The organism is Candidatus Abyssobacteria bacterium SURF_5 (assembly GCA_003598085.1).
Classification (GTDB): domain Bacteria; phylum Abyssobacteria; class SURF-5; order SURF-5; family SURF-5; genus SURF-5.
In genome coordinates, this window is record QZKU01000075.1 from 37,245 (window position 1) to 50,268 (window position 13,024).

Consider the following 13,024-nt stretch of genomic DNA (forward strand, 5'->3'; position numbering starts at 1 on the left):
GAGTGCTACACCTTGAAGGTCAACTCGAGCAAGCCGTATTTCTTCATCTTCTGATATAAGGTCGTCCGGTTGATTTCCAGAAACTCGGCTGTTTTATTGCGATTCCCCTTAAAATGCTGCAGTGATTTTGCGATGGCGCGTTTCTCCGCGTCCTCGACCGCAAGATGGAGCGGCACCATCCTGTTGGCTGAATCCATCCGGCTGGTGGTGCGAATCTGATCGGGCAGAAATTCCGGCGTGATCTGATCGCCCGCACATAGTATTACCGCCCGTTCAATCGTGTTTTCCAGTTCTCTCACGTTTCCGGGCCAAGAATGAGAAAGCAGCCGTTTCATCACCTCGGGCGTAATTCCCTTGATGTGTCGCGAATTCAGACGATTGTACTTGTCGAGAAAATATTCGACGAGCGCCGGCACATCTCCGAGACGTTCCGACAGCGGTGGCAGGATAATTTTGACTACGTTCAACCGGTAGAACAAGTCTTCGCGGAATTCTCCTTTCGCCACACACTGATCCAAATCCCGGTTTGCGGCCGCGATAACACGAACGTTGCTTTGGATCGTTTCGGCGCTGCCGACTTTTTCGAATTTCTTATCCTGCAGGAATCGCAACAATTTCACCTGCAATCCCAGAGTAAGCGTGTCGATCTCGTCGAGGAAAATAGTGCCTTCCCCGGCTTTCTCGATCTTCCCAATCTTATCGGCGACCGCACTTGTGAAAGCCCCCTTCACGTGGCCGAACAACTCGCTTTCCAGCAGATTCTCCGACAATGCTCCACAGCTCACTTCAACAAGAGGCTGATTCTTTCGCCGGGAATGATAATGAATAGCCCTCGCGATACTGGACTTGCCGGTGCCGCTGGCGCCCGCAATCAGGATAGTTGCCTCGGTATCGGCGACAATGGAGATAAGCTGGAAGATTTTCTGCATCTGGTGGTCGTTGCCTACCAGGTTCCTGAACCCGAATTTTTCGCTCAGTTGCTTCTTCAGTTCCAGGTTTTCGAGCCTCAGGCTCTTCTGTTCCAGCGCTCGATCAATACACAGTTTCACTTCTTCGTCGTTGAGGGGCTTCGTCACGTACTCGAAGGCGCCCAATTTTATCCCGTTCACCGCGCCTTGTATTGAGCCGTACGCGGTGATCAAGATGACCGCAGTTTCTCCATAATGTTCCTTGACGCTTTTCAGCAAGTCATAACCATTCAGACCCGGCATGTTAATGTCGGCGAAAATCAGGTCGCACGACTGCTTCTCCAGGAAGTTGAGCGCCGTCTCCCCGTCCTCGAATGCCTGAACGGCGAATCCTTCGCGAACAAGGAGTTCCCTTAAAGAATACCGGATGAGCGGGTCATCGTCGACAATAAAAATCTGCGCGTTCTTCCTCTTGAGCCGCATGTATGCTGATAGCTCCGCCCTCAAGTGACAAGCTGGCTCTCTGGAAATGTTAAGTAAAAGGTCGTCCCCGCATCTTCCCTGGATTCCGCCCGTATGGTCCCGCCATGCCTTTCAACCGCCTTCTTCACTATCGTCAAGCCCAGGCCGGTTCCCCTCCCATATTCCTTCGTGGTCCAAAACGCATCGAAGATTCGAGCTTGCTGCGCCTCAGGAATCCCGCAGCCGTTATCCGCGATGGAAATCCGCAGTTGGTGTGAGCGAACGCTCGTCTTGATAGTGATTATTCCGTTATCCGAACTGATCGCGTCGACAGCATTCGCGAGTAAATTGACAAAGATCTGGTGAAAATGGTTTGCGTCCACCAACGGATTGCGCGGACTCAGTTTCAGGTCAACTTTTATGTTCTTTTCGCTGTTCCGACAGCGAACGAGCGCCAAGACGTTTTTTATCACGGAATTCAATGATGACGGTTCTTCATGCTTCGCCGACAATCCCAAGAACGACTTCATCAAGGCGCTCATTCGCTGGAGCCCCTTGAGTGCCTGATCAAGGTATTCATCGGCAGGAATACCTTCACTTACATTTGAGCGCGCCATCTTCACCAGTCGAAAGACCCCGTCAAGCGGATTATTGACCTCATGGACGATTATCGAAGTAAGGCTGCCAATAAGTGACAACCTTTCTGATTCAATCAGCTTCTGCTGAACCTCGTAATTGCTGGTGTTATCGCTCAGGACAGCCAGCCCCGTTTCGCCACTGCCGCCGCGCAGTGCATCGAGCGCCGAAAACTTCACCTTCAGCACGCGACGAGAGCCTACCGCCCTGACATTAATCAAGCTGAATGGGAGTTTTCGGTCGCGCAAATCGGTGAGTTTTCTTGAGAGAAGATCCGGCGAAATCTCAAGCGGAAGTTTGCGCAGGTCGAAACCCACATTTACGAGCCGGCCCGCATTTCCGAACAGCGAGTGCAATTCCTCTTCCTTGTTACAGAAGGTGATACGGAAGGAAGCGTCGAAAAGAAGCACGCACCCTGGAAAACACGACAACAGGCGGCACATCGGATCCTGCTCCTTTTCTTTCACCTTCTTCCGACCTTCGATCGCGTACAGACTGCTTCTCAAGAGCTCCGATTTACCGCGTTTGAATGCCCGCTCAAATCTGTCCCCATAGTGAGTGGATATTGCCTTGCACCTCTCGATTTCCCGGTTTCCGAACTTCCGGCCGCCTTTGGGCCCCGTCACGTTCACCACCGCAAAGACCGTTGCCTCCTTCACGATTGGAAAAGAAAGAAACTGCTTTACCATGCCTTCCTCTTGCCGAGGTGTCAGGCAGCTTCTCGCGAGCATATCGTTCAGAATGAGCGGCTGTCTCTTTTTGGCTACCAGCCCGGTGATCCCGTTCCCGATCGCGACGCTGTCCCCGCAATGATGATTCGCGCGCGGCCCAGCCGCGGAGACCAGCCGCAGAGCTGCTTCCTGCGGCTTCATGAGGAATACCGATCCCGATTCCACCTCAAACTCGCCCATGCAGTGCAGCATTACTTCCTCAGCGATCTTCTCCATCGGATAGACATGCCTTGCATGACTTTGTCGCGGAATGACGTCTGTAACATCGGGTTTCAAATACACTACTCCCTTCTGCTTTTCTCAATGTCGATATGACGGATGAGGAGCTAAATCTGATCCGGCGGGAAGAGCAGCGTCTTTTATGGCGCGACCAGCCTGCTCTGCGAACATGCTGCTCGATTGTTTGCAAATTTACCGGCCGTTGGGATTGTGAGATCCGGACCAGCCTCTAACTCTGACGAGAGGGTGATTACCCCCCTTAAATCCTGTGTCAATTATGTTCATAGCATTCCTTCTGAGCAAGAGCAGAGAACCTAGGAAAAAGATATTTTTTCTTGTTGTGACAGGTCAACATAACCGCTCGATTTGTTTATTTTTACGAACTTGTCCGTAAGGGTAATAAGCATGGAGAAAAATATTTGTCTTGCACATTGTGGCTCGCCGCAACGAGTTAATGATACCGCCGCTCACGCCTCACGGTGACGGCTCGGAAATTGCAATTCCGGCCATCATGGTGAAGGTTGAAAGAGCACGCAATTTCGACACTGTCGCGGGACCGGGCCAAAACGTGAGGAACAAAGACAGGCGAGGAAACGATCGAATAAAAGTGCATCTGTTTGCGGTGATGCGGAAGATCATGAAGTGTAAGAGGCTCTCGCAACCGCATGTGGGTTTCACTCGAGATATCTCCGCCAAGGGTGCATATATCTACACAAGAATGAAGGTCAGGAAGGGCGACCAACTTTTTCTATCAGTCCACATCGTTTCCGACGGGCCTCCTGGAGGCGCCCCACCGAAACTGGAGGGCACGGGATATATCCTGAGGATCGATCGAGTACACAAGGAACTCCCGCTTGCCCGACTCTATGGGGTCGCTTTGCAGTTTAGTCACGAATTCGCTGTAAATTTTTAATCAAGATGAGGAATAACTGAACATGCAATCCCTGAAAATAATCGCAAACGGAATGAGATTTCTCGCCTTCTGGGCGATCCCTGGATTCTATCTCCTCGGTGCAAGCGCCGTCGTGAGCGGGCAATGGGAAAACTCTCTCGGGCTCCTCCTGGCGGCAACGGCGCTTCTTATCGTTTACGTGATCTGGCTCCTCCGGCTCAAAGGAGAACGATATATCAAAGTCAAAGCCTTCTGGGAGCGCCCCCTCGCTCTGCTCATGCTCCTGTTCTCTTTCCCCTTGCTTCTACTTACAGGACTGCTCATCAAATTGGAGTCGCCGGGACCGGCCCTCTATTTTCAGGAACGCATCGGGATGAACAGCAGGAGGAGAGAACGACGGTGCTGCTCCGCCTCCGGCAATCCGCCTCCCCTTCGTTCGGAACGCAGGCACGTCGACCGTCGCGGGCGCGATTTTGGCGGGCGCCCTTTCATCATCTGCAAGCTGCGCTCGATGACGGCCGACGCCGAATGCTGCATTGGCGCCGCGTGGTCCTCCGGTGACAATGACCCGAGGGTCACGAAGATAGGGTACTACATTCGCAAGACTCATCTGGACGAACTGCCCCAACTATGTAATGTGCTGCGTGGCGACATGAGTCTCATCGGTCCGAGACCGGAAAGACCGGACTTCATAACTCAGCTTAGTACGGTCGTAGACGGTTACCGTGATCGACTCGTAGTTCCTCCTGGAATTACCGGCCTTTCGCAAGTGCGCAAGGAACAGGACCAGTCGGTCGACGACGTCGTCGAAAAGCTGCGAAATGACCGCGAGTACATCGACAATGTCTGTTTTTCGCTCGACGTGAAGATCGCGCTCAACACCGTATTGCTGATGGGGAACCTCTTCTGGAGCGCCGTCAGGCGCAGAACCATCGAGAAGATTGAGCCGAAAACTCCCGATATTATCTTTGCAGATAATCCCCGCTCAGACCGGTAGAGCGTTATCGACGGCACTCCCCCCGCGCTATCCTGCTTTACCGACAAAGGAAAAATTTATTTTGAATTGACAAGCGTCGGTTCATCTGATATAATTTCGCCACTTCCGACACCCATACCTCATATATCCCTGATGTCCCCCCAATTTACCTCTTAAAGGAGATGTTACGGCTGAAGCGCGGCAGGCAAGGGCGCGGCCGATTCAGTCGCTGTCGATGATCGAGGCACTTCGTGCGACAATCGACGACCTGGTGCGGCATACCATCAAGATGCATGTATAGGCGGCCGGCGCCGATTAGATTATCAGAAGGACGATCATCCTGCCCTGTTTCAATTTTTTCTAAGGAGGGCTATTTGGAACACATATCTGTGCGCAACTTCTAATTTTCGGCGCCGTGTCTCGTGCTGGGCGCAGATGAAGAGACAAGGCTCCGTATTGGTAAGTTGTTTTTGGGCAAAAACGGATATAGGGAGAAGGTTATGCATAGTTTCAAAGGCTACAGTTGTATTGTCGGAGTAGCATTCGCGTCCCTGCTCGTATTCTCTGCAGCATCACAAGCCGCCACTTACATCAACCAGCCCCTCGTTCAATTATCATGGAGTCCCAGTCCAGAACCCGATACGCAGGGGTATGAGGTACATCGGGCAACCGCGCCGGATGGCGCCTACGTGAAAATCTCCCCGAGTCTCATTCTCACCACTGCATGGTCTGATACTACTGTAACGACGGGGAACACGTACTACTACAAATTGAAAACTATGGATACGTGCGGAAACCTCAGCATTCTCTCGCCTTCATCGGATGGAGCGGTCATTGATACACTAAGCCCTTCGGTTTCCGCAACTCCTGCGGGCGGCACGTACTCCTCCAGCGTCACGGTAACTCTTAGCGCCAGCGAGCCCTCCGCTATTTTCTATACGGCCGACGGAAGCACGCCGACTCAGCAGTCCAGCGTTTACACGAGCCCCATCTTGTTGTCCAAGACAACGTCCCTGAAATATTTTGCCATTGATCGCGCACGTAACGAAAGCGCCGTTAAAACAAGTCAATATATAATCGGCGGCTCTTCCGATGATTACGACGGCGACGGCTATTCGAACACTCTCGAGCAGCAGATGGGCACCGACCCGAACGATCCCGACAGCAAGCCCGCGGCGGCATCGATCGAGATCGCTCCGCTCGAAGCCCCCTTGGGAATCGAGGGAACGGCGCAGCTCACCGTCTCGGGCACGTTTATTCCTTTGCAGGGCGACCCGATTCAATATGATCTCTCGTCGCTGGTGGATTATCATACGGATTCTTCACCTGTAACCGTGTCGAACTCCGGTCTGGTGACGGGTAAATCAGAGGGAACTGCACAACTGTGGGCAGAGCAAACCGCTGGAAGTTCCAGCGTGCTCAGCAATCAGGTGCAAGTAACTGTCGACGGCACTCCCCCGTCGGTCAATCTCCTGGAGAGCCGCCCCTATGACAAACAGGGAACGGCTCAGGATACCGGCCCAACGCCGCGAGTTCCCGTCGACACAGGGATAGTAATCCGCGTATATGATACGCAACTCGGCGACAACGTCGGCATCGACGAAGGAACCATCTCCTTGCTGGTGAATCAGACAGAAGTTCCTGCAAAGGTGAGGGAAATGATAGAGGGTGATTTGCATGAACTCGATATTGCGTTCCAGAATCCGACCGCGTTTGGATTTGACCAGGTCGTCACCGTGAAGCTCAGCCTCGCCGATATGGCGGGAAATCAATTGGTGTTTACGGAAGTTTTCCAGACCGAGACACAGATGGAGCACCAGTTGGCTCTCCTGAACTCTCCCGTTCAATCGGGAGTTGCACTCGGCGACGGGACCTCGGAAATCTCCGTGCTTCCCGAGCCAGACTCCATTGATGATGAAATGCTCGAAGGCGCCAGGGTCATCTTTCATGATTACGAGCCGGTAACCCCCCGCGTGGGACCTGTCCATGAAATTCCCGCGCTGGACCTGGCGACACCGATAGGCATCCCTCTCAACCTCGAACCGGCCACAGTTTTCGATGGGCCGATCACCGTCGTGCTACCCGTTCCGGATGCGCAAGTGCAGGATACCAATCAGGACGGCATTCCAGATATGGGTCTCGAAGCGTATGACATCTATCAGTTCACGCCCAATCCGAACGTGCTCTGGCGTCACAGTGCCGATGCGCCCGGTTGGGCAGTCGAAGAATCAAGAGTCGATCACTATGATACCTTGCCGCCGTCAATCGAAATCCAGATCAACGAGCCGAGCCCTCTTCAGATCGGCACCGCAATGCCGCATGTGGTTCCGGCGCCGGATATCAAGGCCAATGCACGAGATCGATTCCTCGTTACGACACAAGCGACTGTCGTGACCGTCACGCTGGATCTTGACGCCGGGGCGATTGATAGGAGCGTCGACTGGTGGATTCTGGCAGACACTCCGAAAGGATGGTATTACCTCGATCTTGGCAAGAAATTGTGGAAGAAAGGCTTGTTGCCCAGTGCTCAGGCCGCACCCATTGACATGACGTCGGAAATAATCTACTCGGGCATCCCTCCCTTTGGAGGAGGAACTTACAGACTCTATTTCTCCCTGGATAATAATGCGGATGGGCGATACGATGGAACCTGGAATGACTCGGTTCCGGTTCTGGTGTATCGGTAGGACCCCTTCCACTACTAAAGGAAAAAACCGCCGGTCGCATAGCGGCCGGCGGTTTTTTTCCTGTTACTCTTCTAATCTTCCTTTCCGAAAATGGCCACGGTGCAGGTGAAAGAACCCGGCCTGCCGCCAAGGTTGTGCGTCAACCCCAGCCTGGGGTTCTTGCGCTGGCGCGCTCCCGCCTTCCCCTGGAGCTGTTTATATACCTCATAAATCATTCGGATCCCGCTCGCTCCGATCGGATGCCCGAAACATTTCAGGCCACCATCAATGTTAATGGCCAGCTCGCCGTCCTTATCAAAGGTTCCAGCCTCATGATATTCAGGGCCCTTCCCCCTCGGAGCAAAGCCAAGGTCCTCCGTGATGACCAACTCCGTGATGGTGAAGCAGTCGTGCACCATCGCCATGTCGATCTCTTCGAGCGGCACCTTGACGTCGGCCTCGCGATATGCCATTTGCGACGCCCGCACATTTTCCTCGAAATGAACGAAATCATAATCGTCCTGAAGCATCCCTTGCTGGCCGCCGACAGCCATCCCGATGCCTTTGACAAGCACGTAATCGTCCCTGAACTTTCTCGCCAGCTCCGGGGTGGTGAGAATAGCGGCCGCCGAGCCGTCACTCACTCCGCAGCAATCGAACAAGCCAAGCGGCCAGGCCACCATGGGCGCCTTCAATGCCTGTTCGAGTGAGATCTCTTTTTGGAAATGCGCCTTCGGGTTTAAAGCTCCGTTCTTGTGGTTCTTTACCGCGATCCGCGCGAGCGTCTTCTTGAGCTCGTCCATTGGCACGTTGTAATGGTGCGCGTAGCGCGTCGCCGCAAGTGCGAACTGTACCGGGGGCGGTGTATTGACATCGACCATGCTGCTGCCGGGAGCGCCGAAACCTCCGAGTCCCGTCCAGCCGGTATCCTTCAGCTTTTCCACACCGATCGCAAGCACGATGTCGTGTATGCCGGCAGCAACCGCATAGCAGGCGTTCCGGAACGCATCAGTCGCCGTGCAGCACGCATTTTCAACGCGGGTGATCGGCACATAATCCAGTTTCAAGGCTGCCGCGGCCGGCTGGCCGGTCATGCCGGATTGCACCGTCCCCAGCCATGCCGCTTCGATGTCCTTCGGATCTATTCCCGCATCTTCATAGGCCTCATATGCCGCCTCGACCATGAGGTCACTGGCGTCGCTCTCCCAGCGTTCGCCGAACTTGGAGCAGCCCATTCCAATTATTGCGACCTTGTCTTTTATTGATGCACTCATTTTCTCACCTCATTCCTTGATCCGGGCAGGAATGCATTTCCAGAAATAGTTGGGAACGCCCCCGACGGTAGCGACCCTGCGAAACGACATTTCAAGCGGCATATCCACTGCGATCTCTTCGATTTCGCGATCGGTCATCGTGCACAGCATCCGACCGCCGCCCTCGAAGTTGACGATACAAACAGCGAGCGGGATATCCATCGTGCCCGCGATATAATCCAGCGAGTACGTGAATAATTTCCCTTTCTTATCAGAGAAGCGCACCTTGTCGAAATCATCCTTCGTGCGGCATCTCGTGCACACCCGCTGAGGCGGGTACTGCACCGTACCACAACTCCTGCATTTCACCCCATGCAGTCTCAGAATTCGATCACGCTCCCTCCATAGTGCGGAGGACGACGGCGGCGATGCCGCGGGACGACGTGATGCGGCCTCGGCCGAAAGGATTCCCCTCCATTGCGCGTATGAGGCATAATCAGGCACATTCTTCTTCGACTGCAGGGCTCGCCTGAATCCTCCCCTCTTCTTCATCGTATCGATTCGATCGGTAACCCGAAGAAGGAAAATATCAATCCCGTTTCCGTAACTGATCAGCAGAATCCTTTCTCCCGGCTCCGCCTCCTCGAGCGCGCCTGCCAGCATCAACAGCGGATGCGCACAACCGGTCAGCCCGACAGCCCCGAACAGGCCGTCCTGCAGTCTCGACGGCTCAATTTTCAGCAGCTTCGCGATCTGCAAATGCCACCGGTAGTCGGGCGCGTATGAAACGATTTTGGCAAAATCCGCAGGCGCGCATTTGTACTTTTTCATGCATTCGGAAACAGCCTGGCGAAAGGCGCTCACAAATCCTTGCTCGATAACAAATCGATCCTCCCAGGATTTCACATACTCATCTTTGTCTGTTCTCCAGACATCGCTGATCTCGTGATACATCGTATAATAGCCCTGGATTTCGGCGACCACGTTCTCAGATCCCACCACCACGGCGGCTGCGGCGTCTCCGAAGAGCATCTCAAACTGCGAGCGCGGAGGCGGCATTCGCGTGTCGGCGGCAGCAACAAGAACACGGCCTGCGCTTCCCGACTGTACGGCATCCGCAGCGGCGCGCAGCGCCTGCGTTCCGGCCCGCAACGAATCCGAGAAATCGCTCGTTCGTATATCGGTGCGAAGGTCTGCGGCGGCCGCCATCGTCACCGAAGCCCCTCTCTCGAGGAAAGGAGCGGTCGTTGATGCGAAAAATGCACCGTCAATTGATTCGCGATCTACTCCATTCAGGCAATCAAGTGACGCGGCAACTGCCATGGTGAGGCTATCTTCATCGAAATTTGCAACCGCTTTCTCACCCGGCGCACCCGGGAATCCCCATTCCCGGGAGATAATCTCCCGCGCCAGCCGCCACGTTGGAATGTAAGTGCCGCATGCGACTATTCCAACCATATGCAATCACTCCTTTCAAATGTCCTTGAGATAAGGAGCACTCACCACAAGAACTGCATTCTTCCCGCGGGGCCAAATATATGCAATCGCCGGTCAAATGTCAACAACGGCGCAACGCCCTCCCCGCCTGCCAACACTGTTCTGAGCCAACATCCCCGAGCTTGAGGTGCGCGCCCGGCATACGAAAACTTCTCAGCGGGTGTCTGGGGGCTGTCCCTCATAGCGAATCGTCGCCAGGCACAGCGCCTGGTTTCGATCCTCGATGTGCAAGGCCTGCTCGAGGCCCGCCGCATCCAGGTTGCAGTTGATTGCCTCCTTCGTCAGCCGCAGACCCAGCGGATTCTTGCGACACATTTTATCTGCCAGGTCGCGGGCTTCATCAAGGAGTGTCTCGCGCCGGACAATTCGGCTGACCATCCCCAGTTTGAGTGCGGTCTCAGCGTCCATGAAATCGCCGGCAGCATGAACTCATATGCCCGCCCTGCCCCGATCATTCGGGGCAGAAAATAGCTGGAGCCGCAATCCGCGCCGCCCAGCCCAATGTTAATGTAGGCAGCCCCGAACCGGACGTCGCGGGAAACGATCCGCACGCAGCATCCGAGTGCGAAACTCAATCCTCCGCCCACGGCGGCGCCGTGGATCGCGCCGATTATCGGTTGAGGCGCCTGCCGCATCTTTAGCAGCAATCGCGAGATGCGCGCCTGCAGTCGATATATGATTTTGAGGTCGGCGCTCAACAGCTGTCCGGCCGTCTCTTTCAAGTCAAGCCCGGAGCAGAATCCCCTGTCTCCCGCGCCACACATGATGATCACGCGTGTTGCGTCGTCATGCCGCCGCGCGTTCCAGAATTCTTCAAGCTCTATGATCATGGTTTCGTCGATGGCATTGACCCGGTCTGGCCGGTTGAGAGTCAATAATCCGACAAGGTCAGAGACTTCATAGCGGATCGACTTGTATTGAGTCATACGGTTACCTCCAAAACAATTAGTGGGGCTTCAAAGACTCATGGCCTCTCAATACCGGATGGCGTGGGGAATCCATAATATCATAAATCGGGTGATTTGGATGCTGCGCGGACCGGGCGATGGAGGTTTAAGTCGATGCTGAAAGCAACTGCAATGCGCAAATCGGCCAATAAAGGTGGGGCAGCGCTGAAGGAGATCCTCTAATGAAATTCGACGTGCTGGACGACGTCGTTTTTTTTGATCTGTTCAGTCAATATGCGCTTTGTTTCTTCGCTACGGATGGATTCGACTTCGGAGACTTCAAGATTATCCCTATTGCGGCGGGTCTTCCAGCCGAGAATATAGCCGGGGACAATTGCATAGCGACAGCCGGTGATTCCGCAGCATGAGGTATCCACCACTCCCATGCCGACCACATAAAGAACCTCACGTCCATTGAATGGAAGACGCACTTCCTTCTCGAGGACGTAATGCCCTCCGATAGAGCGAACCTCTTCGTCCAGTGGAATGTGGGTATACTCTCGCATATTCCCCTGTGGCTGAAAACTCTGGAATATCACTCCTGTTCCAGAATAAGGATCAATTTTGCAGAGAAGAAGTGAAAGCGGCGACTCTTGCTGCAGCCGCCGCCCTCAACCGAAAAATTACACGCCGTATTTGCCGACAATTGCTATGCTGCACACGTTCATGAACGGGAAGCCGCCCAGATTGTGTGTCAGCCCGATCTTCGGGTCCTTGAGCTGGCGCTTATCGGCTCTGCCATGAAGCTGCAGATACATTTCATACACCATTCGCAAGCCTGATGCCCCGATCGGATGACCGAAGCACTTCAGCCCGCCGTCAACCTGGCAGGGAACTCCACCGCCGTCGAGATTATAGAAGCCATCCATCACGTCCTTCAGCGCGCCTCCCTTGGGCGAAATATGGAGGTCTTCCATCGTGACAAACTCGGTGATGGAGAAGCAATCATGCACTTCCATCATCGAGATTTCCTTGCGCGGATCCTTGATTCCGGCTTCCTCATACGCCTTCCGGCTTGCCTTTTCGGTTGTAACGAAGTGGTCGCCGTCCCATTCGTTGAAACCGAGTTCCTCGCCGCTGCTCAAAGCGAGTTGAAGCGCCTTCACGGTGATAAAATCCTTCTTGCCGAGATCCTTCGCGATCTTTGGAGTCGTCACGATGGCGCAGGCCGAGCCATCGCTTACACCGCAGCAATCGAACAGGCCGAGCGGATGCGCGATAATGGGCGCTCCCAGGATCTGCTCGACCGTCACCGGTTTTCGCAGATGCGCTTTGGGGTTAAGAGCGCCATTCGCATGACTCTTTGCAGACACGTGCGCGAGAGCAAGCTTCAGCTCATCGTCCGGAATCTTGTATTTCGCGGCGTACGCGCTCGCAAGCTGCGCGAATGAGCCGGGTGCGGTAATCTGAGGAAACCAGAGCCACGTCAAACTTCCTGAACTCGAGCCGCCGCCGGGCAACCCGCCGTAGCCGGTATCCTTCAGCTTTTCGACTCCCATGGCCAGACAGATGTCATACGCGCCGGATGCAACCGCATAAACGGCTCCCCTCAGTGATTCCGTCCCGCTCGCACAGAAGTTTTCAACGCGGGTGCATGGGATCTTATCCAGCCGCAGCGCCATCGAAAGCGGCAGGGCGCTTTTGCCGACATTCACTTCGTCCATACACGTGCCAAGCCACGCGGCCTGGATGTCCTTCTTCTCGATTCCCGCGTCCTCCACGCACTCGGTGAACGCTTCGACCATCAGCTCTTCCGCGCCTACGTCCCACCGTTCGCCGAACCTCGTGCAGCCCATGCCGATTATTGCGACCTTATCTTTTATTCCGGTTGCCATTG

9 protein-coding genes and 1 pseudogene are annotated in these 13,024 nt (G+C 54.5%); 3 read left to right on the plus strand and 7 right to left on the minus strand.

Going from position 1 to position 13,024, the window contains the following annotated elements:
- Window positions 1-5: 5 nt before the first annotated feature.
- Together C4520_11065 and C4520_11070 are read right to left on the minus strand one after the other, a co-directional pair.
- A complete protein-coding gene (locus C4520_11065) occupies window positions 6-1,391 on the minus strand; it encodes a sigma-54-dependent Fis family transcriptional regulator (GenBank protein ID RJP20689.1) in 1,386 nt (461 codons plus the stop codon).
- A 20-nt stretch (window positions 1,392-1,411) separates the two neighbouring features.
- A complete protein-coding gene (locus C4520_11070; protein ID RJP20690.1) occupies window positions 1,412-2,953 on the minus strand; it encodes a GHKL domain-containing protein in 1,542 nt (513 codons plus the stop codon).
- A gap of 427 nt (window positions 2,954-3,380) precedes the next feature.
- On the opposite strand from C4520_11070, the gene C4520_11075 reads away from it, so the two are divergent.
- From C4520_11075 to C4520_11085, 3 genes are all read left to right on the plus strand, one after another.
- Window positions 3,381-3,869 carry a hypothetical protein gene (locus tag C4520_11075; protein ID RJP20691.1) on the plus strand — a complete coding sequence of 163 codons (489 nt, stop codon included), beginning with the start codon at window positions 3,381-3,383 and terminating at the stop codon, window positions 3,867-3,869.
- 22 nt (window positions 3,870-3,891) lie between these two features.
- Entirely contained in the window at window positions 3,892-4,845 is a 954-nt protein-coding gene (locus tag C4520_11080; GenBank protein RJP20692.1) for a sugar transferase, read from the plus strand.
- A 479-nt stretch (window positions 4,846-5,324) separates the two neighbouring features.
- Complete coding sequence (locus tag C4520_11085; GenBank protein RJP20693.1) at window positions 5,325-7,511, plus strand: hypothetical protein; 2,187 nt, start codon at window positions 5,325-5,327, stop codon at window positions 7,509-7,511.
- Between the two features lie 71 nt (window positions 7,512-7,582).
- On the opposite strand, the gene C4520_11090 is transcribed toward C4520_11085, so the two are convergent.
- The 5 genes and pseudogenes from C4520_11090 to C4520_11110 all read right to left on the minus strand — a co-directional run bounded on the left by C4520_11090 (window position 7,583) and on the right by C4520_11110 (window position 13,022).
- Window positions 7,583-8,764 carry an acetyl-CoA acetyltransferase gene (locus C4520_11090; protein ID RJP20694.1) on the minus strand — a complete coding sequence of 394 codons (1,182 nt, stop codon included), beginning with the start codon at window positions 8,762-8,764 and terminating at the stop codon, window positions 7,583-7,585.
- Window positions 8,765-8,773: 9 nt separating this feature from the next.
- Window positions 8,774-10,201 carry a hydroxymethylglutaryl-CoA synthase family protein gene (locus tag C4520_11095; protein RJP20695.1) on the minus strand — a complete coding sequence of 476 codons (1,428 nt, stop codon included), beginning with the start codon at window positions 10,199-10,201 and terminating at the stop codon, window positions 8,774-8,776.
- A 192-nt stretch (window positions 10,202-10,393) separates the two neighbouring features.
- Window positions 10,394-11,166 (minus strand): annotated as a pseudogene (locus tag C4520_11100) (enoyl-CoA hydratase/isomerase family protein).
- 200 nt (window positions 11,167-11,366) lie between these two features.
- Window positions 11,367-11,693: a hypothetical protein gene (locus C4520_11105; GenBank protein ID RJP20696.1), complete on the minus strand. Its 327-nt coding sequence runs from the start codon at window positions 11,691-11,693 to the stop codon at window positions 11,367-11,369.
- A gap of 117 nt (window positions 11,694-11,810) precedes the next feature.
- Complete coding sequence (locus C4520_11110; protein RJP20697.1) at window positions 11,811-13,022, minus strand: acetyl-CoA acetyltransferase; 1,212 nt, start codon at window positions 13,020-13,022, stop codon at window positions 11,811-11,813.
- Window positions 13,023-13,024 lie beyond the last annotated feature (2 nt).

Coding starts and splice junctions, on each gene's coding strand:
- C4520_11110 (RJP20697.1), bottom strand. CDS start 13,022: ATGGCAACCGGAATAAAAGATAAGGTCGCAATAATCGGCATGGGCTGC.
- C4520_11085 (RJP20693.1), top strand. CDS start 5,325: ATGCATAGTTTCAAAGGCTACAGTTGTATTGTCGGAGTAGCATTCGCG.
- C4520_11090 (RJP20694.1), bottom strand. CDS start 8,764: ATGAGTGCATCAATAAAAGACAAGGTCGCAATAATTGGAATGGGCTGC.
- C4520_11095 (RJP20695.1), bottom strand. CDS start 10,201: ATGGTTGGAATAGTCGCATGCGGCACTTACATTCCAACGTGGCGGCTG.
- C4520_11065 (RJP20689.1), bottom strand. CDS start 1,391: ATGCGGCTCAAGAGGAAGAACGCGCAGATTTTTATTGTCGACGATGAC.
- C4520_11105 (RJP20696.1), bottom strand. CDS start 11,693: ATGCGAGAGTATACCCACATTCCACTGGACGAAGAGGTTCGCTCTATC.
- C4520_11070 (RJP20690.1), bottom strand. CDS start 2,953: ATGGAGAAGATCGCTGAGGAAGTAATGCTGCACTGCATGGGCGAGTTT.
- C4520_11080 (RJP20692.1), top strand. CDS start 3,892: ATGCAATCCCTGAAAATAATCGCAAACGGAATGAGATTTCTCGCCTTC.